Here is a 21,170-nt window from a genome sequence, read left to right as displayed (position 1 = left end):
TCGCCAGGCTTTAAATTTTGGACACTTGCTAAAGCGAGTGATACCACTGCGGAGTGGTAGTTCAGTTGGTTAGAATACCGGCCTGTCACGCCGGGGGTCGCGGGTTCGAGTCCCGTCCACTCCGCCATTTATTAGAAAGCCTAGTCGAAAGACTAGGCTTTTGTCGTTTATGACGTATAGTTTCCCTTTCAGGGAAATCGAGTCCCGCTCCTGTGCGAGTTCAATTGAACGCAAGCCCGGCCCATTTATACCAATCTGGAAAATTAACTGGTCAGGTCTATCCATCTTCTCGAACACATCTTGGTGACTTTGATGGAACATTCCAAAAAACTATTCCAAGCCCTACACACTTTGGAGACAATGTCTTCGTAATCCGAAAAAGACTGATTGGCGAGATAGTGTTGTCTTAACCAACTCCATACTTGTTCTATGGGGTTTAGCTCTGGAGAATAGGGTGGGAGTTTCTCCACGGAAAGCCCATATTCGTGAGCGATAATTGATGGGGTAAGAGTGATAGTGGTTGCCACATTCTATTTCGATATAAGCGTGGATCTGGGCACCAATAGGCCACCCGCCTTGTGTATCATGAGCCCCATCTTCTATGTATTTGCTTAATTGTGTTCGCTTTGCTCAGAAGTTAAGAATCCTGGCCGTTCGGTTCTCGGTTTTGGGTGGCTCTCAAGATGATATTGTTCAGGCTATCCATAGCAAATAAGTTCTGTTATGGAATAGCCTTAATTAGATCATATGTTTCCTGAGGTGTCATTTCATCTAGCAGGTCAGGGAAATTTACGTATAAAAAAAGCAGCCATCTGGCTGCTTTCTAAAGAACTAAATATCAAGACTCAAGCTGTTCTTTCTGCTCTTGTGGCACTTCCTGCTCTTTTATTTCGGAGGAGGATAAAGCGTTACGCTCTTCTTCCATCTTCTTCTCTTCTGCTTTGGCTTTTTCAATCATTGGAGTAATTGTGGAACCCTGAATCAAAATAGAGAATACAACGACCGCGTAAGTCATCACTAGGATGATCTCTTTTACATCAATGAGCTTTTCTTGAACAACCCAAATTCCAGACGGAATAGAAAGTGCCATTGCCAGAGCTAGCCCTCCACGAAGGCCTCCCCAAGTCAGAATTTTTACTGACCAACGGTTATATTTTCTGTAACGCTTAAAGCCAATGTAGGAGAGGAATACACTTAGGTAGCGAGATGCTAGTACCAGCGGTACCGCAATTGCCATCATCATCCAGTCTTCTTGGTGGAATTTAAATAACAGCATCGACATACCGATTAACAGGAATAGTACGCCATTCAGGAACTCATCAACCAACTCCCAAAAGTGGTCTAGGTGATCCTCACTTTCTTTAGAAAAGCCGATGAAACGTGTCCAGTTACCAATCATGATCCCTGAGACAACCATCGCTAATGGGCCTGATACGTGAATGTACTCTGCGAATGCGTAACCAGCGGTAGGCACGCCAATTGTAAGTAGTAGCTCCATTGAGTGATCATCTGTTGCACTGATTAAGTAGTGGAAGAGAAGACCAAGCAAGAAGCCATAGAAAATACCCCCAATCGCTTCTTGAATAAATAGCATGGTTACACTCCCTACCGTAGGAGCTTCAGTACCAAATGCGATTGTGAATAAGGTGACAAAAATAACCAGACCGAAGCCATCATTGAATAATGATTCACCTTCGATTTGTGTCGAGATACGTTTTGGGGCGTTTAACTTTTTAACAATAGCAAGTACCGCTATCGGGTCAGTAGGCGAAATCAATGCACCAAACAGCAAGCAGTAAACTAGGTCAAAATGAATGCCAATCAACAAGCAGATTCCGTAGAGGACAAAGCCGATAAAGAAAGTCGAAAACAGAGTGGCTCCAAGCGCTAATACCGTAATTTCCCACTTTTGATCTTTGAGGTTAGGTAGTTTAATCCCCAGACCACCGGCAAAAAGCAGAAATCCTAGGATACCTTTGAGCAAGAAATTTTCGAAGTTGATGCTGGTTACTGTCTCTGTGGCTATTTCTGTAAGATGGAACCAGTTGTTTTGACCTGCAATCAGGATAAGGAGTGAAAGTACCATCGAGCCAGCGGTAATGGCGATGGTGGTTTGCATCTTTCCGATCTTACTGTTTACAAAGGCTATTAGCATCGCAGCAGCGGAGAGAAAACATAAAGTATGGTAGACCGACATTAGAACACTCTGTTTGTAACATTTTATGAATGGAATTCTCGGCTGATGCTGCTTAAATAGCAAACATTTTTTCGTGATTATTTGATAAGTTAAGAAGTCGATAAAATAATCATGATTTCCATATTTAGACGTCTAGACTCCTGAAGTTTGTGTGATAGGATGGAATCATAAATAAAGGAACGAGGCTGTACTGTGGGAAGTAATGTAAGACAACAGATTGAAGCTCATTTGAAGCAACGTATTCTTCTGATCGATGGTGGTATGGGAACCATGATTCAGGGGTACAAACTTGAAGAGCAAGATTATCGAGGAGAACGCTTTGCAGATTGGCAATGCGATCTAAAGGGTAACAACGACTTGTTGGTACTGAGTCAGCCTCAGTTGATCAAGGAAATACATGGCGCTTATCTTGAAGCTGGTGCGGATATTCTAGAAACCAACACCTTTAATGCTACGACTATTGCGATGGCTGACTACGAGATGGAAAGCCTTAGCGAAGAGATAAACTTTGCAGCTGCCAAGTTAGCGCGTGAAGTTGCCGATGCATGGACTGCAAAAACGCCAGATAAGCCACGATTTGTAGCTGGTGTGCTTGGTCCTACAAACCGTACCTGTTCTATCTCTCCAGATGTAAATGACCCAGGGTACCGCAACGTCAGTTTTGATCAGTTGGTTGAAGCCTACTCAGAGTCTACTCGTGCTCTGATTAAAGGTGGTTCAGATCTGATCCTCATCGAAACCATTTTTGATACCTTAAATGCTAAAGCGTGTGCTTTCGCGGTTGATTCGGTCTTTGAAGAACTGGGTATCGCTTTACCTGTGATGATCTCTGGCACCATCACCGATGCTTCTGGCCGTACTTTGTCAGGACAAACAACTGAAGCGTTCTACAACTCATTGCGTCATGTGAAGCCAATTTCTTTTGGCCTGAACTGTGCGCTCGGTCCAGACGAACTACGTCCATATGTTGAGGAGTTGTCCCGCATATCAGAATCTTTTGTGTCTGCTCACCCTAATGCAGGATTACCGAATGCATTTGGTGAATATGATTTATCCCCTGAGGATATGGCCAAGCATGTAAAAGAGTGGGCTGAAAGTGGTTTCTTGAACCTGATTGGTGGCTGTTGTGGCACTACACCTGATCACATTCGTCACATGGCAAAGGTAGTTGCAGAGGTGAAGCCTCGTGAATTGCCTGAACTGCCAGTGGCTTGTCGTCTGTCTGGTTTAGAGCCTTTGACTATCGAAAAAGACTCGTTATTTATTAACGTTGGTGAACGTACTAACGTTACTGGCTCTGCTCGATTTAAACGCTTAATCAAAGAAGAGCTATACGATGAAGCACTCGATGTTGCACGTCAGCAAGTCGAGAATGGCGCGCAAATCATCGATATCAACATGGATGAAGGCATGTTGGATGCACAGGCTTGTATGGTTCGCTTCTTGAACCTGTGTGCTTCTGAGCCTGAAATTTCAAAAGTGCCTATCATGGTTGACTCTTCCAAGTGGGAAGTCATCGAAGCTGGCCTGAAGTGCATTCAGGGTAAAGGCATTGTGAACTCTATTTCTCTAAAAGAAGGTAAAGAGAAGTTTGTTGAGCAGGCTAAACTGATTCGCCGTTATGGTGCTGCGGTTATCGTCATGGCATTTGACGAAGTTGGTCAGGCTGATACACGCGAGCGCAAAATTGAAATTTGTACCAATGCTTACCGTATTTTGGTTGATGAAGTCGGTTTCCCACCAGAAGACATTATTTTTGACCCGAATATTTTTGCTGTGGCCACTGGTATCGATGAACACAACAACTATGCCGTTGACTTTATTGAAGCGGTGGGCGACATCAAACGTGACTTGCCGCATGCGATGATATCAGGCGGTGTGTCTAATGTTTCTTTCTCGTTCCGTGGCAATAACTATGTTCGTGAAGCGATTCATGCAGTATTCCTCTACCACTGTTTTAAAAATGGTATGGATATGGGCATCGTTAATGCTGGTCAGCTGGAGATCTACGATAACGTACCTGAAAAACTGCGCGAAGCGGTAGAAGATGTCGTTCTTAACCGTCGTAACGATGCTACCGAAAGACTACTGGATATCGCTGCGGAATATGCAGATAAAGGCGTCGGTAAAGAAGAAGATGCCGCAGCACTTGAGTGGCGAACTTGGTCAGTCGAAAAGCGTTTAGAGCATGCTTTAGTTAAAGGGATTACCGAGTTTATCGTTGAAGACACAGAAGAAGCTCGTGTTAACGCCTCTAAGCCACTAGAAGTGATTGAAGGTCCGTTAATGGACGGAATGAACGTGGTCGGCGACTTGTTTGGTGAAGGTAAGATGTTCCTTCCTCAAGTGGTTAAGTCAGCGCGTGTTATGAAACAAGCGGTAGCTCATTTAGAACCATTTATCGATGCAGAGAAGCAGGTCGGTCAAACTAACGGTAAGATCTTACTCGCTACAGTGAAAGGCGATGTGCACGATATCGGAAAAAATATTGTGGGTGTCGTTTTGCAATGTAACAACTACGAGATCATCGATCTTGGTGTTATGGTGCCGTGTGAAAAGATCCTAAAAGTAGCCAAAGAAGAGAACGTCGACATTATCGGTTTGTCGGGTCTGATTACCCCATCATTAGATGAAATGGTTCATGTGGCTAAAGAGATGGAGCGCCTTGATTTTAATCTTCCGCTTCTGATCGGTGGCGCTACAACTTCGAAAGCGCATACCGCAGTTAAAATCGAACAGAATTATAAACACCCGGTGGTTTACGTTAACAACGCATCACGAGCGGTAGGTGTTTGTACTTCCCTGTTGTCTGATGAACGTCGTCCTGCTTTTGTAGAAAAGTTGAATGAAGATTATGAGCGCGTACGTGATCAGCACAATCGTAAGAAGCCCAGAACCAAGCCAGTCACTCTTGAGGAAGCTCGTGCCAATAAAGTAGCCATCGATTGGGATACGTATACTCCTCCTGTTCCAAAGCAGCCGGGGATTCATATCTTTGATGATTTTGATGTCGCGACTTTACGTAAGTACATCGACTGGACGCCATTCTTTATGACCTGGTCACTGGTTGGTAAATATCCAACGATTTTCCAGCATGAAGAAGTTGGTGAAGAGGCGCAACGTTTGTTCCATGATGCGAATGAGCTACTTGACCGTGTCGAGCGTGAAGGTTTGATGCAAGCGCGTGGCATGTGTGGTCTGTTCCCTGCCGCGAGTGTGGGTGATGACATTGAAGTGTACACTGATGAATCGCGTACCGAAGTCGCGAAAGTTCTGCGTAACCTGCGTCAGCAGACGGAGAAACCAAAAGGCTTTAACTACTGCCTATCAGATTACGTCGCACCAAAAGAGTCAGGTAAGCATGACTGGGTTGGCGCGTTTGCGGTAACTGGTGGTATTGGTGAGCGTGAACTGGCTGACGAGTATAAGGCTAAGGGTGATGATTACAACGCGATTATGATCCAGGCTGTAGCGGATCGTTTGGCTGAAGCGTTTGCGGAATATCTGCATCAACGTGTACGTAAAGAAATCTGGGGTTATGCTGAGGATGAGAATTTATCCAACGACGACCTCATTCGTGAAAAATACCAAGGTATTCGACCTGCACCAGGCTACCCGGCATGTCCAGAGCATACTGAAAAAGGGCCACTATGGGAGCTTCTAAACGTAGAAGAGAATATTGGTATGTCGCTCACTTCTAGTTATGCGATGTATCCAGGCGCTTCCGTTTCTGGTTGGTATTTTTCTCACCCAGACTCTCGTTACTTTGCGATCGCACAGATTCAGGAAGATCAGCTCGAAAGCTATGCTCAGCGTAAAGGCTGGGATAGGCTAGAAGCAGAAAAATGGTTAGGTCCGAACATTAACGGCTAATCCATCGAAAAGAGAAAGGGCTGCCTACTGGGCAGCCCTTTGTTTTTCTGTATGTCGATAAAATCGTAATTATCGTTCAAACAACTCTGCGTGCAGCTTTTGAATCGCTTGTTGAGATTCTGATTTGTGCAGAAGGAAACACAAGTTATGTGGGCTAGCACCGTAGCAAATCATACGTAGGTTAAAATCTTCCAGCGTGCCGAAGACTTGCTTCGCATAGCCTTTACTGCCACTCATGTTGTTACCGATGAGTGCAACTAAACATAGGTCGTGTTCAACTTCTACTTTACACAGCTCTTCCAGTTCTTCTCTAACTGCTTGAGGCAATTTCGGCGCGCCACCTGAAGTATCAGTTTGGTCCAGGGTTAATGACACACTGATCTCTGACGTGGTAATCAGGTCAACCGAAATTTTGTGTTTAGCCAGAATTTCGAACACTTTTGCCAGAAAGCCGTATGCGTGGAACATGTTTGCACTGCGCAGAGTTACCATAGTTTGGTTGCAACGCAACGCTAGAGCACGGTAAAGCGGCGAGCTTTCTACTTTATGGCGTATCCATGTGCCACCCGCTTCTGGATCTTTTGAAGATCCCACAAAGACAGGGATATCATGACGCAGGGCTGGAACCAGTGTAGAAGGGTGGAGGATCTTCGCACCAAAGTTCGCCATTTCTGACGCTTCACTAAAGCTGATTTCAGGAATTGGAGACGCTTTCGGCGCAATACGCGGATCGGTAGTATAGATACCAGGGACATCTGTCCAAATCTCTAGGCCAGAAGCCTTAACACCTTCAGCGATAAGTGCCGCACTGTAGTCACTACCACCACGACCTAATGTGGTTGTATTGCCTTCCTCATCAGAGCCGATAAAGCCCTGAGTTACAACGACCGACTGTTGACATACCGGAACGAGTTTCTCTTGAGCGAGCTGGTAGATAGCCTCGACATCAGGTTCTGCTCGACCGAAGTTATTATCGGTTCTCAGCACTTCACGGATGTCGAAACGCACCGCATTAATGCCTCGTTCTCTCATAAGCTGAGCCAGAATATGGGTAGACATCAGTTCACCACATGCTACCAAATGGTCAGTCAGCTTAGTACTTGCTTGAATTGACGCAGCTTCGGCAAGGCTGGTTACGGTATCCAGAATAGCGTATACCTCTGCAGTTGCTTCAGCTGCATCTCTTAACTGATTTAGGATGGCATCATGAATTTCTGCTAACTTTTGTAGCAACTCGGCACGCTGCTCCTGATCCTGAACACCATTGGCAAGTTCTACCAGTAGATTGGTTACACCAGAGCAAGCGCTGCTAACGACAAGACGAGTATTTGGATTGTTTTCTATAATGGCGGCACAACGGCTCATTGCCTCGAAATTGGCAACACTGGTTCCACCGAATTTTGCTACGTTAAGTGCGCTCACTGCGTTCTCCCACGACTTCCTAAAAAAAATATATATCTGATATTTAGTGAGGAAAGGAAAAGAGCAAAAAGAGAGGTATTTGATATGTACTTGAAATATGTACCCTCAGAAGCTCTTCATCAGACAGTGCTGATGACAGTTGATGGGACTCAACCCAAGTCAACCGACAAGCCAAAACCTGCAATTTTGACTTACCTCGGCACTACTCCCCCTCAATAATTTGTTTTGGAATTGCGGTTCCACAAATCATCTACCTGGGTAGTGCTCCTCTTCCACATAAAGCTCAAACATTGAACGGTTTTGAGGCCCTAATGTCAATCAATATTTCAGCTAATCTTATATTTTTTATTAACGAATTTGTGATAGTGGTTTGAACTCAATACTTACGGCTAATTGCCGAGTAGTACAAAATCCATTAGTGTGAGTTCTCTGATTCCCGAGACTTAATCCAAATTCTAAAAATAATCGACCTTGCTCGGGTGAAATAACGTCAAACAAGGAGCTGTCATGCCGATCCAAAGTTTTATTCCTCCTCATCGTATCCTAATGGGACCTGGTCCATCAGATATTTATCCTCAAGTACTACAAGCCTTGAGCCGCCCAACGGTTGGTCACCTGGACCCACTATTTATCGCCATGATGGATGAGCTGAAACAGCTGCTGAAATACGCATTTCAGACAGAAAATGACTTTACTATCGCGGTTTCTGCACCAGGTAGTGCGGGGATGGAAGCGTGCTTCGTCAACCTGATTGAAAAAGGTGACAAAGTTATCGTATGCCGAAATGGTGTTTTTGGTGAACGTATGCGTGAAAACGTAGTTCGTGCTGGTGGTGAAGTTGTGGTAGTCGACGATGAGTGGGGAACGCCAGTTTCTGTCGATAAAGTTGAGCAAGCACTGCAACAACACCCAGACACCAAAATTTTAGCTTTCGTTCACGCAGAAACCTCAACTGGTGCCGTCAGTGACGCTCAAGCTCTGGGTAAATTGGCTAAACAGTACAACGCGTTATCCATTGTTGATGCGGTTACGTCATTAGGCGGTGTGCCTCTAAAAGTCGATGAGTGGCAATTGGATGCTGTGTACTCAGGCAGTCAAAAATGTTTGTCTTGTGTACCTGGCTTGTCACCAGTAACGTTTTCACAGGCTGCGATTGATAGAATTCAATCAAGAACGACGCCTGTGCAAAGCTGGTTCCTCGACCAGAGCTTAGTGTTAGGTTACTGGAGTGGAGAAGGGAAGCGCAGTTATCACCATACCGCGCCGGTTAATAGCCTGTATGCTTTGCATGAAGCATTATTGGTTCTGAAAAGTGAAGGTCTGGAAAATGCCTGGGCTCGTCACCAACTCATGCATGAAAAACTAAAAGAAGGCCTACAAAAACTTGGTTTTGAGTTTGTCGTTGAAGAAGCCTACCGCCTGCCTCAATTGAACGCGATTTATGTACCAAAAGGTATTGATGAAGCGAAAGTTCGCGCGCATCTTTTAGAAACGTATAACCTGGAAATTGGAGCTGGACTTGGCGCATTGGCTGGAAAGGCGTGGCGTATCGGTTTAATGGGGTACGGTGCTCGTCCTGAAAATGTCGCACTCTGTTTGAAAGCGCTGGAAGAATCACTGACCGAGTAGTGCCGTCTGAAAATAAAGTAAAATAGCGAAGGATATCCTTCGCTATTTTTGTTTAGTTATTCTGCAGCTGACAGCGTAGGTGAAGCGGATTGTGCTCTTGATGGCGGCTGATAATTCACTTGAGTAAAATCTACCCGAGGGAATAAGAACTGCGCTTCAGCACGGATTTGCTCAGCTTTACTGCTGTCATCTAATCCCTGATACGCAAGGATCAAATTGTTATAGAAAGCAGGACGCGGCTTGTCTTTAATAATTTTCAGCGACCAGTCGATATAAGGCTGAATTAAGCTCGGATCCTGTTTGTGTAAGCCTATATTCAGGAAAGTGCTATATACATCCCAGTCAAATCTGTCTTTCCACATCACAGGGTTACTAACTTGATTAAGAATGTCCGGGTCGCTTGGGCGCGTTGTTTCAAATTTCGTCAGTATGTAGTTGGTATGTAAAGCACTCACCATGTAGAACGTAAACACAGCAGGCAGAACTAAACTAAATATACGCAGCAAGCTTTTCGTAATTTTCGTAAAACCTACTTGGCGATAACGCGCTACTCGCTGATCTATCCAATAAAGCAGAATGATAAAGATCACCCAGTGAACTAAAGAGTGATAAAAAGGATACTCAAGCTGAGAATGCAAAACTATAGGGATAAACAAAGCCAGTAACGCTAAACGCGTTCCTCGCTTCGACTGATAGATTCTGCGCAGCACTAATGTCATGGCTAAAAAGATACCCAAAACAGGTAAGAGCCCACCTTCGACGCCCCAATACAGCAGCTCATTGTGAGGGTGATCCATTGCGGGTAATCCAGCAGGATATTTTTCATTTAACGCATGTTGACGAGCCGTATAGAGCATGTATTCGGACTCAAACTTTCCATATCCATATCCCGTGAATGGCTTTTCAATCACCATATCTAAGGTCTGAGGGAAAGTGTAAGCGCGAGGCGACGCCATATTCACTTTCTCGGCCGCTAAGCCATTACCATCAGGAAAAGCAATGAACATGACCACGACAGAGAGCAGCAAGCCTGTCGCCAGAGAAATAACCCAGTGAGTAAAGCGTCTTCTGGTGTTGTAGCGGTACATGTATGGGATCACCAACAGTACTGCAAACAGAGAAGCCAGCCAGCCTGTGCGTGAAGCAAGAGCTACGATTAAAGGCAAAGTTAATACAGGTACGGCATAGAGCAAGTAAATGTCACTGAGTTTTCGATGGTATTTATATGGCTGACGTGCCAATAAATAACTGGCAATCACAAGCCCTGTCGCGAGGAAACTTGCCATAACATTGGGTTGCTGGAATATGCCATAAGGTCGATTGGCAATTGTGTTGTAACCGAAAGGGTTGCCTGGCTTCAGGTACAGGTATTGAATTAGGCCGAAAATAGCTTCGATCACCACCGCTAACACAATAAACCACAGGATCCGTTGACGGTGCTTATTACTAAAATGGAATTGCTGCAGGACAACGAAAAACAGCAAGCCACTCCAAAGCCCAATGAGTTTGTTAGCGGCCAAGCTACCATTCGCATTTGGATAAAATACCGGTACAGTCATGATGACGACGCTGATAAACAGCCCGATGGTTAATTTGGAGTACCTTAACGCTTGATTACGCGCGATCTGATAGCAACCAATACCGAGCGCAAAGCTGAAAGCAATCCACGTTGTCGCATTGAATGACAGGGCTAACCCTGACCCGCCTGGGTTAGGCATAAAAAAGTGCATTGCCAGAACAAACAGTACAGCCAACGCGATAAGAAACTTGCGATTGAGAGGTACCTGAACTTTTTCCGGTGAAAGTTTAGTTCCACTTACATGTATAGTAGCCATAGACATTGCTTTGTTTTGAATGAAAAAAGACCAGCAATGGCTGGTCTTGGTACTTTACCTGTTTTTTTTACTTCAACATAGGACTAAGGAAGCGTGCTGTGTGCGATCCTTCGATCTGGGACACATCTTCAGGTGTGCCTTGCGCGATTATTTCACCTCCGCCTTGTCCGCCTTCCGGACCCAAGTCGATAACCCAGTCTGCTGTTTTTATGACATCCAGGTTGTGTTCGATGACGACAACCGTATTACCGTGATCTCGTAGACGATGTAAGACCGTCAGTAGTTGTTGAATATCATGGAAGTGCAGACCAGTGGTTGGCTCATCCAGAATGTAGAGCGTTTTACCCGTATCGCGCTTTGACAGCTCTCTTGCTAATTTCACACGCTGCGCTTCACCCCCGGACAGGGTTGTCGCGGCCTGTCCAAGACGAATGTAAGACAAACCCACATCCATTAATGTTTGTAATTTACGAGCAATGGCAGGTACAGGTTCAAAGAACTCGCGTGCGTCTTCCACCGTCATTTCCAGTACTTCATCAATGGTTTTGCCTTTGTAACGTACTTCTAATGTCTCACGGTTATAACGCTTTCCTTTACACACATCACATGGAACATAAACATCGGGTAAGAAATGCATTTCAACTTTAATTACACCATCGCCCTGACACGCTTCACAGCGACCGCCACGCACGTTGAAACTGAAACGTCCCGGTTTGTAACCGCGTGAACGCGATTCCTGTGTGCCAGAAAACAATTCACGGATCGGCGTAAAGATACCTGTGTAGGTTGCAGGATTAGAACGAGGTGTTCTGCCGATTGGACTTTGATCGATGTCGATGACTTTATCAAAGTGCTCTAAGCCTTTGATCGACTTGTAAGGCGATGGGTTCGCGGTTGTGGCACCATTCAGTTGGGTATGAGCGATCTTAAAGAAGGTATCGTTTATAAGGGTCGACTTACCCGAGCCAGAAACACCGGTAATGCAACTAAACAGGCCAACCGGCACTGACAAGTTAACGTTTTTAAGGTTGTTACCCGTTGCACCGATAAGCTCGACGGTTTTCTTTGGATCGCGAGGTGTACGTTCTTCTGGCACTGCTATCTCTTTGACACCACTTAAGTACTGACCCGTCAGAGAATTAGGGTTAGCAATGATCTCTGCCATTGTACCTTCTGCTACAACGTTACCACCGTGTACACCAGCGCCTGGACCAATATCAATCACATGGTCTGCACAACGGATGGCATCTTCATCATGTTCGACGACCAACACGGTATTACCCAAATCACGCAGGTGAGTCAGCGTTTTCAGCAGGCGTTCATTATCACGCTGGTGGAGTCCAATAGACGGTTCATCAAGCACATACATCACCCCAACCAGGCCTGCACCAATTTGACTTGCTAGACGAATACGCTGTGCCTCACCACCAGACAGTGTTTCAGCACTGCGGGATAAGTTAAGGTAATTCAGGCCGACATTGACTAAGAACTGCAGTCGGTCATTGATTTCTTTCATCACCTTTTCTGCAATTTGTGCACGCTGACCTTCCAGTTTTAGTGTTTCAAAGAAAGCTAGGGCATCGGCAATGCTCAGCTCTACAATTTCAGGTAAGGTGGTGTCAGCGATAAACACATTACGTGCTTCGAGACGCAGACGCGTACCTCCGCAACTTGAGCAGGACTTGGTTGAAATATATTTAGCGAGCTCTTCACGAACAGAGTTTGATTCAGTATCACGATAGCGACGCTCAAGCGTGTTCAGTATGCCTTCAAATGGGTGGCGTTTAACCCGGATATCACCACGATCATTGATGTACTTAAATTCAACTTCCGTACGGCCAGATCCTTTTAATATGACCTCTTGCATCTTCTTTGGCAGAGAATTAAACGGAGCATGAAGATCAAAATCGTAGTGATCAGCCAATGAGGTGAGCATTTGGAAATAGTAATAATTTTTTTGATCCCAACCACGAATCGCACCTTGTGCCAGACTCAGTGAATCATCCTGAATGACTCGGCTTGGATCAAAATATTGCTGTACGCCGAGTCCGTCACAAGTACCACATGCACCGGCCGGGTTATTGAATGAGAACAGCCTAGGCTCCAGCTCTTGCATACTGTAGCCACATTGAGGACAAGCAAAGTTCGCCGAGAAGATAATTTCTTCGCCGTCACCGTTCATCGGAGCCACAACAGCAATACCACCAGAAAGCTCCAGTGTTGTCTCGAACGATTCCGCTAATCGCTGCTGCAGATCCGGACGAACTTTAAAACGATCGACAACAACTTCGATCGTATGTTTTTTGTGTAATTCTAGTGTTGGTGGATCAGAAAGATCGCAGGTTTCACCGTCAATACGAGCACGGATAAAGCCTTGAGCAGCAAGATTTTCTAAGGTCTTTACGTGTTCGCCTTTACGCTCCTTAACGATGGGTGCCAGCAGCATCATCTTACTGCCTTCTGGCAATTCCAGAACTTTGTCCACCATCTGGCTTATCGTCTGAGCGGCAAGAGGAGCGTGGTGAGTTGGGCAGCGAGGTTCGCCGACGCGGGCGTAAAGCAGACGCAGGTAGTCGTAGACTTCAGTAATCGTCCCTACCGTTGAGCGAGGGTTATGAGACGTCGATTTCTGTTCGATAGATATCGCTGGGGATAAACCCTCAATATGATCGACATCGGGCTTTTCCATAAGAGACAAAAACTGACGCGCGTAAGCGGAAAGAGACTCAACATAGCGTCGTTGGCCTTCTGCATACAAGGTGTCGAAAGCGAGAGAAGACTTACCAGACCCACTTAATCCAGTAATGACCGTCAGTTTATCGCGAGGGATGGTTAGGTTAATGTTTTTAAGGTTATGGGTTCGGGCACCGCGAACTTCTATTTTATCCATCGTTTTTGCTCTATGTATAACCAAGTTCGGCAAGTATTACATAGTGTGAGAAATGTGCAAAGAAATACTGGACAAAAAAACAGTAAGCAAAAGCCCGGCTTGTGACCGGGCTTTATATAGTTAAGACTAATCAATAAGTTTGAAAAGTTTATACTTCTTTTTTAGTCACGTGCTTACTTAGTGCAGACTTTTTCTCATCTTTGAGGTATAGGTTTTCGAAACAGTAATTCGTTGCTTCGATGTAACCTTCTACGCTACCGCAGTCAAAACGTTTGCCTTTAAATTTGTACGCTAGTACGCAACCAGCTTTTGCTTGCTTCAACAAGGCGTCGGTAATTTGGATCTCGCCACCTTTACCCGGCTCTGTGTTTTCGATTAATTCAAAAATATCTGGAGTAAGAATGTAGCGACCAATGATTGCTAGATTGCTTGGTGCTGTCCCTGGATCAGGTTTTTCGACCATGTCATCAACACGGTAGATGTCGTCCTTGATCATTTCGCCAGAAATCACGCCGTATTTATGGGTTTCTTCTTCAGGGACTTCTTGTACTGCCACGATTGAACAGCGGAACTGCTTGAACAGAGCGACCATTTGAGCCAGCACACCGTCGCCTTCACTCACACAAAGGTCGTCAGCCAAAACCACTGCAAATGGTTCGTCACCGACCAGTTCACGGCCAGTCAGAATAGCGTGTCCAAGTCCTTTCATTTCTCGTTGACGAATGTAAGTAAAGTTCGCTGATTCAATGATTTCACGAATGTCTATTAGGAGCTCTTCTTTGTTAGTGCCGCTGATTTGGTGTTCCAGTTCGTAGTTCTTGTCAAAGTGATCCATGATTGAGTGTTTGCCACGCCCCGTCACAATACACATGCCATTCATTCCGGCCTGAATTGCCTCTTCAACGCCGTACTCAATCAAAGGTTTATTCACAACTGGCATCATCTCTTTTGGCATTGACTTGGTCGCAGGTAGGAAGCGCGTACCATAGCCCGCAGCAGGGAACAGACATTTTTTTATCATTGGAGGAATTTCCTTTCTCGTCAGTATCATCAAGAATTTGCACATCACTTTAACACGAGAGGTATGTATGAATCATGATTAAAGTAGGAAAAAGTGTGAGCTGAAGGGTAGAAAAAGGCTGAGCCACTAGGAAGGAGTGGCATTTGAGGTGCATTACGTTCAGATGAATTAAGACATCAAATTCTGATCGGCCCACGCAATGGCTTGCACGCGGTTCTTCACGGAAAGCTTTTTGAATATTTGGTACAGATGCGACTTAATCGTAAATTCGCTGACAAACAACTCCTCTGCCATTTGGCTGTTCGATGCTCCATTTTGAAGGCAGCGCAACACTTGCAGTTCACGAATGGTAAGATCAACGGTGGCAGGAGCGGTATGAGTATTGATGACATTACGGTAGTAGTGCAAAAGCTGGCTAGACACATTTCGTGGCAACCAGTTTTGTCCGTTGATAATACCTTTGAGTCCTTCACCAACTTGTTTTAGCGAATCCTCAGCATAAAACACGCCTTTGAGTTGGCCGAAAGAGAGCAGCTCATCTGTGGTAAGGCGCTTAGGGACGTTAAAAATAACGGTCTCAAAGTTTTTCCACACCAAGGGTAAATTCTTAATGGATTGAACAAGAGACTTATGTTCAATGAAATCAATAATTAGAATCTTATTGCGATGTTCGGGCATGGCCTCCATTAAAGCATCCGTTGAGATCACGGGAATACTCATCTCGATGTACTTTTCCAGCGCGGCTACCTTCTGGGCTGCGTTATCTTCCATGCTAATCAGAAATAGCTTGCGGGTGTAGGCTGACTTTCTCACTAGGTCAAATCTCCCTATGTTCAGTGAATGCGGTAAATTGGCATTAAAGGCGTGTTAGAGCTATATGTTTGGTGAATAAATGCGTTCAGATTCAAAGGAAGCGCTATTTTGTCTGCAACACGAATCAAAATTGCTACACAGGGAAGTTGAATAGATATTTTGTGTTCTAGACAGGGGCTTTATAGAACACAATGGTATTAGACTTTAATCAGATCATTAAAGCGTGCTATTCTAGTGCGCTAAAATTTTATATATCCAGAGTGAAACGGAGCAGATCATGGCCAGCCGTGGAATTAACAAAGTTATTTTGGTGGGGAATCTAGGTAACGACCCTGAAATTCGTTATATGCCGAACGGCGGTGCAGTAGCAAACATCACTATTGCGACCTCTGATTCATGGCGTGATAAAGCGACTGGCGAACAGCGCGAAAAAACTGAATGGCACCGAGTAGTGCTGTTTGGCAAGCTTGCTGAAGTAGCTGGTGAGTACCTGCGCAAAGGTTCTCAGGTTTACATTGAAGGGCAGCTTCAAACCCGTAAATGGCAAAATCAGCAGGGTCAGGATCAGTACACTACCGAGGTTGTCGTTCAGGGCTTTAATGGCGTAATGCAAATGCTAGGTGGTCGAGCTCAAGGCGGTGCACCTGCGATGGGTGGTCAACAACAGCCTCAGCAAGGCGGTTGGGGTCAGCCTCAGCAACCTGCTCAGCCGCAATACAGCGCACCTAAGCAACAACAGGCTCCTCAGCAGCAGTACAATGAGCCACCAATGGATTTTGACGACGACATTCCGTTCTAATCCTGATTGCATGATGGACACCAAAAGGCCGCGAACATCGCGGCTTTTTTCGTTCTTAAATTTGATTTAAAAAGCTCGAGTTTCTTTATTTGTGGTCGATATCTAATACTTTAGTAGTGAAAGTAATGATGACATACTCGCGCTTCTCACAATCTGACTAATCGGATTGTTTCTTAAACACTGTTCAAGTATAAAGATTTCAATAAGGTATATAGTGAATAGAAAAGGAATTCAGCATTCATGAGGTATACCCCAACTCTTAAGTTAAGCACTCGGCTGGTGGCCTTTGTCACCATGATCGTCATATGCGCAATGTTTATCTTGTTTGTCGGCGCAACCCTTTCTTTTAAACGACTTGGGCAGGAATACCTTACCCATTATTTAGAAGGGATCGTTGAAGTTGTCGATAAGGAGATGGAAGATCCTGATGCGGCATACTCTATGCAGCGCTGGATGCCAAAGATGCTGCAGGCCAGCAACATTGTCGAAATGACATTAACGACCAATAATGCGGTCGTATATCGCTTTAAAGATACATCCCACAAAATGGAAGAATCCGTCTTGTTTGAGAAAGATTATCAACTTACTCACAATCAAGATTACGTTATCCATTTCAAAGCTATTCCTCCCTATCTGGGCTATAGCTACTCCATGCAAGCGCTGTGGTCTATTACGCTGGCCGTTATCCTGATCATTTTTTGCTTAATGCGCGGTGTGGCTTGGCTGAAGGAGCAGTTGGCTGGTTCAGAAATGCTCGAAGAGCGTGGCCGTATGATATTGGCTGGTCGCGTTGAACAGTACGCCAAGGGAGATGAATCTGAATGGCCTTACACTGCAAGTGAAGCTCTTGATGTGCTCATCGAAGAGTTGCAGGACGCGCGTCAGGAGCGCAGCCGGTTCGATACCTTCATTCGTACTCAAACATTCCTCGACAAGTTAACCGGCACGGCAAACCGAGTGCTATTTGACAGCAAATTGGAGTCCGCGTTGTTAGAAAGTGGCGCGCGAGGAGCGGTGTTACTTGTACGTATTCATGACTGGAAGTTGGCTAAAGAGGAGCTGGACAAGCAAGTTGCTGATGAGTTTATTGTCGAAGTTGGCAGCCTGTTATCTAATCTGGTTCAGCGCTATCCGGATGTGGTCTTTTCTCGTTATTACGATTCTGATTTTGCGCTGTTTTTACCTCAGCAAGATGCCAAAGGTGTGGCTAACCTCGCCTCGCAATGTATTCGTCAGATGGAGAAACTCTCGCCTCCAGAACCTTTGGATCCAGACAATTGGTGCCATATCGGTATCACCATGTTCAAAGAAGGCGAAAGGCATAGCCAGATTATTGATGAAGCGGAAACCGCATTGCGTAGTGCCCAGCTGCAAAACAACAACAATTGGAGCCGTTTTAAGAAATGGAATCACGATGAAGAGGTTCGGGGCAGCGTCAGGTGGCGTACCTTATTTGATTCGGTGTTAACCTCTGACAACGTGCTGATATATGCACAACCTGTGCGTGTAATTAGTGATATATCGAATAAGCAACCACTATACGAAGCGTTGACATGCAGGATTCGCGATCCAGAAAACGGGATAGTTAAAGCGTCACGGTTTATCTCTTCTGTTAGGCAGGTTGGTTATGAAGCCCAGATGGATAGAGCCGTTATCAATAAATTCTTAAGACATTACAAGGAGCATTTTGATAACAGCATTTGTTACGCTCTAAACTTGCATGTGCCCGCATTTTCTAGCCGGGAGTATTTCAAGTGGATACGCTATGAGCTGTTACAACTGACCCGTGAGCAAAGGAAGTGTCTCATTTTTGAGTTTGTGGAAGCACAATTTGTAAGACACTTAGACTTTATGCGGCCAGTCGCTAAAATGCTCACCGGTTTAGGGTGTCAGCTCATGATAGGGCAAGCTGGACGCACCATCGTTAGCAGCCATTATTTAAAAGAGGTGGATATTCGCTACCTTAAGCTTCACCGCAGCCTAGTCACAAAGATAGACCAGCGACATGAAAACCAACTGTTTGTCCGCAGTATGATGGGCGCAGCAGCAAGCAGCAAAACTCAAATTATAGCTGTGGGCATTGAGAATAGGCATGAGTTAAACACACTGCTTGAATTGGGTGTTTACGGCGGTCAAGGGCGCTATTTCTCAGCCGAGCGACAGTACCTTCCCCGTCCTCAGATGACGCAGGTTACTCAGTCAGAACCGCAAGTTAAGCCGGGGAGACGAAATCGCTGGCGGAAAAAATAAAATAAAACAAAGATAATATTCATGAATGTTAAAGCAGTATTTGACAAGTTTATGCGACCACCAAGCAGTGGTCGCACTTGCTTTTTGGTTATTCAGCCAGATGCAGTCTATTTATCCACAACAGTTAACAGTACCCGACCATCTAAGTTTGAAATTTCCGAATCAAATTGGGAGCGTGCGGTTGAGCAAGCATTAAGTGTAGCGGCAAGCGCTTATGATTCACTGACGGTAGTACTGTCTCACAACTATTACCAGATGTACCAAATCGACAAACCATCCATGCCTCGTCATGAATGGCAGGCGGCATTGCCATTTTTGTTGAAAGAGCTTATCTCGGAGCGTGCAATAGATATCATCGCAGATGCTGTTGAGCTTCCAAATTCCAATAAAGTTCAAGCTTATGTTTTATCAAGAAAAATACTTGATAAAATTGTGCTGCTTGCGAGTCGTGCTCAACTGCCGTTAGATGCTATTGTGCCTGAAGACGCTGTTTGGGAGCATACTGCTGGTGAGCTTGGTAACTTTCTATTGTTGCAGCGAAGCGTCCGAGGTCATTTCCGTATCAGTGCTTTTGTCGAACGTACGATTGCATTCCATCGCTCGATTCGTAGCGTGGCATCTCCACTCACCGGAGTTCCATCCAGTGAGCTACAAATGGACAGCTTGTCACTGGAGTTGCAACGTTCTATCGACTATCTGTCTTCACAATTACGCCATGTACAACTGCATCAACTGAAAGTGTGTTGTGATGAAGAAGATGAGCAAGAGTTAGTTCAGTCTCTGAATTACCGTTTGAGCACCAAAGTTTCTGCATTATTACCGGAAGAGCATGAGCTATCTGGGCATGTACTTGCCAACACTGCGGCAGCGTCAAGTGCTCTGAGAATCAATCTATATCCCGATTACTTAAAGCCGAAAAAAGAGTTACTGACCTTAAAAAACACCGTCATTTGTTGGGGGGTGTCAGCGGCTGCGATTCTGATGTCTTATGGTTATGTTACTTGGCAGAGCCAGGGCTTAGAAGATGAGATTGCCATTGTGAAAAGCAAGGGCAGTATCATGAAGTCTGAGTTAGAACGCTATCAGGTTAAGCTACGTAAATATCAGCCTGACACCAACAAATTAGCCGCCAAAGCACGTCTGGAGCGTGAAATAAAAGCCAAGCGTGATTCATTAAAAGCGGTAGGTAAGTACGATGATTCTCAGCGCATTGGATACTCTAGTGTGATGCGATCTCTGGCCAAATTAGGTAGTAACGAGATCTCTTTGTCTGAAATTCGGATTGGACACAATACATTAGACTTGCAAGGTTTAGCTAAAACGCCAAGTTCAGTGCCAAGCTGGGTTAATCAGTTTAAAAATGAAATCAGCCTGGTTGGCCGAACCTTTGATGATGTGAGGATAGCTCGCAACGATCAAGGCATTGTGACGTTTGAATTGAAAGCCCGCGAGGATAATAAGAAATGAACGAGTTATGGCTTTCTCTAGAAGAGCGCTTTGGTGAAATGAGTGTGCGTGAAAAAGTGCTGGTCGCATTGTGTGGGTTAGTGACCGTGGTGATGCTGTTGTTCACCTTAGTGCTTGAACCTAAGCTCAATCAGATCAGCGGGCATGAAAAGCAGCTGAGTAATTTAAAGCAAAACAACCAACAAACTGAAATAGATATCTTGCGTATTCAGGCCCAGTTGAAGAAAGATCCAAATGCGGAAATAGACTTGGAGGTATCAAACCTGCTTGCCGAAAGCCAGCGTCTTTCCGTGCAGTTATCTGAGATCATTGAACATCTGATTACGCCTTCACAAATGACAGGGCTGCTCGAAAAAGTGTTAGAGCAGCAAAGTGGTATCCATCTGCTTGCTTTGCAGACATTGCCATCAGAGCCGGTTACGGAAGATACAGATGCATCGCAATATTCAGGATACTACGTGCACCCTGTGCGAATGGAGTTAACGGGTGATTATTTTGCGATTGCGGACTACCTGAGTAAGTTAGAAAGCCTGCCAGCCAGTTATTATTGGCGTAGTTTTAGTTACAAAGTTGAAGAGTACCCTAAGGCTAAATTAGTTCTGGAAGTGTATACATTAGGTTCTCGTGAGGAGTTTATCGGTGGTTAAGAAACTCGTTGTCTCACTTGTCGTTATGTTTGGTGCCGGAGCCTCTTGGGCCAGTCAGGATCCAACGGCTCCTCTTGATTGGCAGAAGCCTGTAATAGACGTATCGAAAGAGAAGAAAGTAACTAAATATCAATTGCCTACAATAAATAGTATTGTATGCGTAAGTAATGAACAGTGTCATGCGGTGATGAACAATAAGCTTGTCGAAAAGGGTGAGCTATTTAATGGATATCGTATCGCTGGCATCAACAGTGAATTTGTCACTTTAAAGCGTGGTAACCGTCAGTGGGACCTCGCGCTTTTTGATGTAAACCTAAAAAAATAATA

General features: G+C 45.0%; 14 protein-coding genes, 1 tRNA gene and 1 riboswitch. Of the genes, 8 read left to right on the top strand and 7 right to left on the bottom strand.

Going from position 1 to position 21,170, the window contains the following annotated elements:
* The first annotated feature begins 50 nt into the window (after positions 1-50).
* Positions 51-127, top strand: a tRNA-Asp gene (locus tag WJM94_RS19640).
* A gap of 136 nt (positions 128-263) precedes the next feature.
* Here the strand turns inward: WJM94_RS19640 and WJM94_RS19635 are convergent.
* On the bottom strand, positions 264-527 hold the full coding sequence (locus WJM94_RS19635; RefSeq protein WP_444495883.1) for a transposase: 264 nt from the start codon (positions 525-527) through the stop codon (positions 264-266).
* Positions 528-838: 311 nt separating this feature from the next.
* Positions 839-2,197, bottom strand: a complete 1,359-nt coding sequence (locus WJM94_RS19630) for a cation:proton antiporter (RefSeq protein WP_444495882.1) — start codon at positions 2,195-2,197, stop codon at positions 839-841.
* Positions 2,198-2,389: 192 nt separating this feature from the next.
* Between WJM94_RS19630 and metH the strand changes: the two genes are divergently transcribed.
* Positions 2,390-6,070 carry a methionine synthase gene (gene metH, locus WJM94_RS19625; protein ID WP_444495881.1) on the top strand — a complete coding sequence of 1,227 codons (3,681 nt, stop codon included), beginning with the start codon at positions 2,390-2,392 and terminating at the stop codon, positions 6,068-6,070.
* A 69-nt stretch (positions 6,071-6,139) separates the two neighbouring features.
* On the opposite strand, the gene lysC is transcribed toward metH, so the two are convergent.
* The gene (gene lysC / locus WJM94_RS19620; protein WP_444495880.1) at positions 6,140-7,492 is read right to left on the bottom strand and encodes a lysine-sensitive aspartokinase 3; all 1,353 of its coding nucleotides are present in this window, start codon (positions 7,490-7,492) and stop codon (positions 6,140-6,142) included.
* Between the two features lie 101 nt (positions 7,493-7,593).
* Positions 7,594-7,772: riboswitch (Lysine riboswitch) on the bottom strand.
* A gap of 227 nt (positions 7,773-7,999) precedes the next feature.
* On the opposite strand from lysC, the gene WJM94_RS19615 reads away from it, so the two are divergent.
* Positions 8,000-9,121 carry a pyridoxal-phosphate-dependent aminotransferase family protein gene (locus WJM94_RS19615; RefSeq protein ID WP_444495879.1) on the top strand — a complete coding sequence of 374 codons (1,122 nt, stop codon included), beginning with the start codon at positions 8,000-8,002 and terminating at the stop codon, positions 9,119-9,121.
* 56 nt (positions 9,122-9,177) lie between these two features.
* Here the strand turns inward: WJM94_RS19615 and WJM94_RS19610 are convergent, their stop codons facing one another.
* The 4 genes from WJM94_RS19610 to WJM94_RS19595 all read right to left on the bottom strand — a co-directional run bounded on the left by WJM94_RS19610 (position 9,178) and on the right by WJM94_RS19595 (position 15,680).
* Positions 9,178-10,956: a PglL family O-oligosaccharyltransferase gene (locus WJM94_RS19610; RefSeq protein ID WP_444495878.1), complete on the bottom strand. Its 1,779-nt coding sequence runs from the start codon at positions 10,954-10,956 to the stop codon at positions 9,178-9,180.
* 67 nt (positions 10,957-11,023) lie between these two features.
* Complete coding sequence (gene uvrA / locus WJM94_RS19605) at positions 11,024-13,846, bottom strand: excinuclease ABC subunit UvrA (protein WP_444495877.1); 2,823 nt, start codon at positions 13,844-13,846, stop codon at positions 11,024-11,026.
* A gap of 148 nt (positions 13,847-13,994) precedes the next feature.
* Positions 13,995-14,867, bottom strand: a complete 873-nt coding sequence (gene galU, locus WJM94_RS19600; protein ID WP_444495876.1) for a UTP--glucose-1-phosphate uridylyltransferase GalU — start codon at positions 14,865-14,867, stop codon at positions 13,995-13,997.
* 168 nt (positions 14,868-15,035) lie between these two features.
* Positions 15,036-15,680, bottom strand: a complete 645-nt coding sequence (locus WJM94_RS19595) for a LuxR C-terminal-related transcriptional regulator (RefSeq protein ID WP_444495875.1) — start codon at positions 15,678-15,680, stop codon at positions 15,036-15,038.
* A gap of 277 nt (positions 15,681-15,957) precedes the next feature.
* On the opposite strand from WJM94_RS19595, the gene WJM94_RS19590 reads away from it, so the two are divergent.
* The 5 genes from WJM94_RS19590 to WJM94_RS19570 all read left to right on the top strand — a co-directional run bounded on the left by WJM94_RS19590 (position 15,958) and on the right by WJM94_RS19570 (position 21,168).
* Positions 15,958-16,479 carry a single-stranded DNA-binding protein gene (locus WJM94_RS19590; RefSeq protein WP_444495874.1) on the top strand — a complete coding sequence of 174 codons (522 nt, stop codon included), beginning with the start codon at positions 15,958-15,960 and terminating at the stop codon, positions 16,477-16,479.
* 240 nt (positions 16,480-16,719) lie between these two features.
* Positions 16,720-18,729, top strand: coding sequence for an RNase E specificity factor CsrD (gene csrD / locus WJM94_RS19585; RefSeq protein WP_444495873.1), 2,010 nt, complete (start codon positions 16,720-16,722; stop codon positions 18,727-18,729).
* A gap of 21 nt (positions 18,730-18,750) precedes the next feature.
* A complete protein-coding gene (locus WJM94_RS19580) occupies positions 18,751-20,196 on the top strand; it encodes an MSHA biogenesis protein MshI (protein WP_444495872.1) in 1,446 nt (481 codons plus the stop codon).
* Positions 20,193-20,843 (top strand): type II secretion system protein GspM, encoded by a 651-nt coding sequence (gene gspM, locus WJM94_RS19575; protein WP_444495871.1) that lies wholly within the window; start codon positions 20,193-20,195, stop codon positions 20,841-20,843. Before WJM94_RS19580 ends, gspM begins: the two co-directional genes overlap by 4 nt.
* Positions 20,836-21,168, top strand: coding sequence for an MSHA biogenesis protein MshK (locus WJM94_RS19570; protein ID WP_444495870.1), 333 nt, complete (start codon positions 20,836-20,838; stop codon positions 21,166-21,168). The genes gspM and WJM94_RS19570 overlap by 8 nt, the downstream gene beginning before the upstream one ends.
* Positions 21,169-21,170: the final 2 nt, after the last annotated feature.

Origin of the sequence: Vibrio sp. YIC-376, from assembly GCF_052353105.1 — a bacterium.
Lineage (GTDB): Bacteria > Pseudomonadota > Gammaproteobacteria > Enterobacterales > Vibrionaceae > Vibrio.
Note: the sequence above shows the minus strand (reverse complement) of the source record. Positions and strands in the feature narration are given on the sequence as shown.

What these genes read in the sequence shown, in the direction of transcription:
- WJM94_RS19580 (WP_444495872.1), top strand. Translation starts at nt 18,751, where the DNA reads ATGAATGTTAAAGCAGTATTTGACAAGTTTATGCGACCACCAAGCAGT.
- WJM94_RS19590 (WP_444495874.1), top strand. Translation starts at nt 15,958, where the DNA reads ATGGCCAGCCGTGGAATTAACAAAGTTATTTTGGTGGGGAATCTAGGT.
- csrD (WP_444495873.1), top strand. Translation starts at nt 16,720, where the DNA reads ATGAGGTATACCCCAACTCTTAAGTTAAGCACTCGGCTGGTGGCCTTT.
- WJM94_RS19610 (WP_444495878.1), bottom strand. Translation starts at nt 10,956, where the DNA reads ATGGCTACTATACATGTAAGTGGAACTAAACTTTCACCGGAAAAAGTT.
- WJM94_RS19630 (WP_444495882.1), bottom strand. Translation starts at nt 2,197, where the DNA reads ATGTCGGTCTACCATACTTTATGTTTTCTCTCCGCTGCTGCGATGCTA.
- WJM94_RS19615 (WP_444495879.1), top strand. Translation starts at nt 8,000, where the DNA reads ATGCCGATCCAAAGTTTTATTCCTCCTCATCGTATCCTAATGGGACCT.
- gspM (WP_444495871.1), top strand. Translation starts at nt 20,193, where the DNA reads ATGAACGAGTTATGGCTTTCTCTAGAAGAGCGCTTTGGTGAAATGAGT.
- uvrA (WP_444495877.1), bottom strand. Translation starts at nt 13,846, where the DNA reads ATGGATAAAATAGAAGTTCGCGGTGCCCGAACCCATAACCTTAAAAAC.
- galU (WP_444495876.1), bottom strand. Translation starts at nt 14,867, where the DNA reads ATGATAAAAAAATGTCTGTTCCCTGCTGCGGGCTATGGTACGCGCTTC.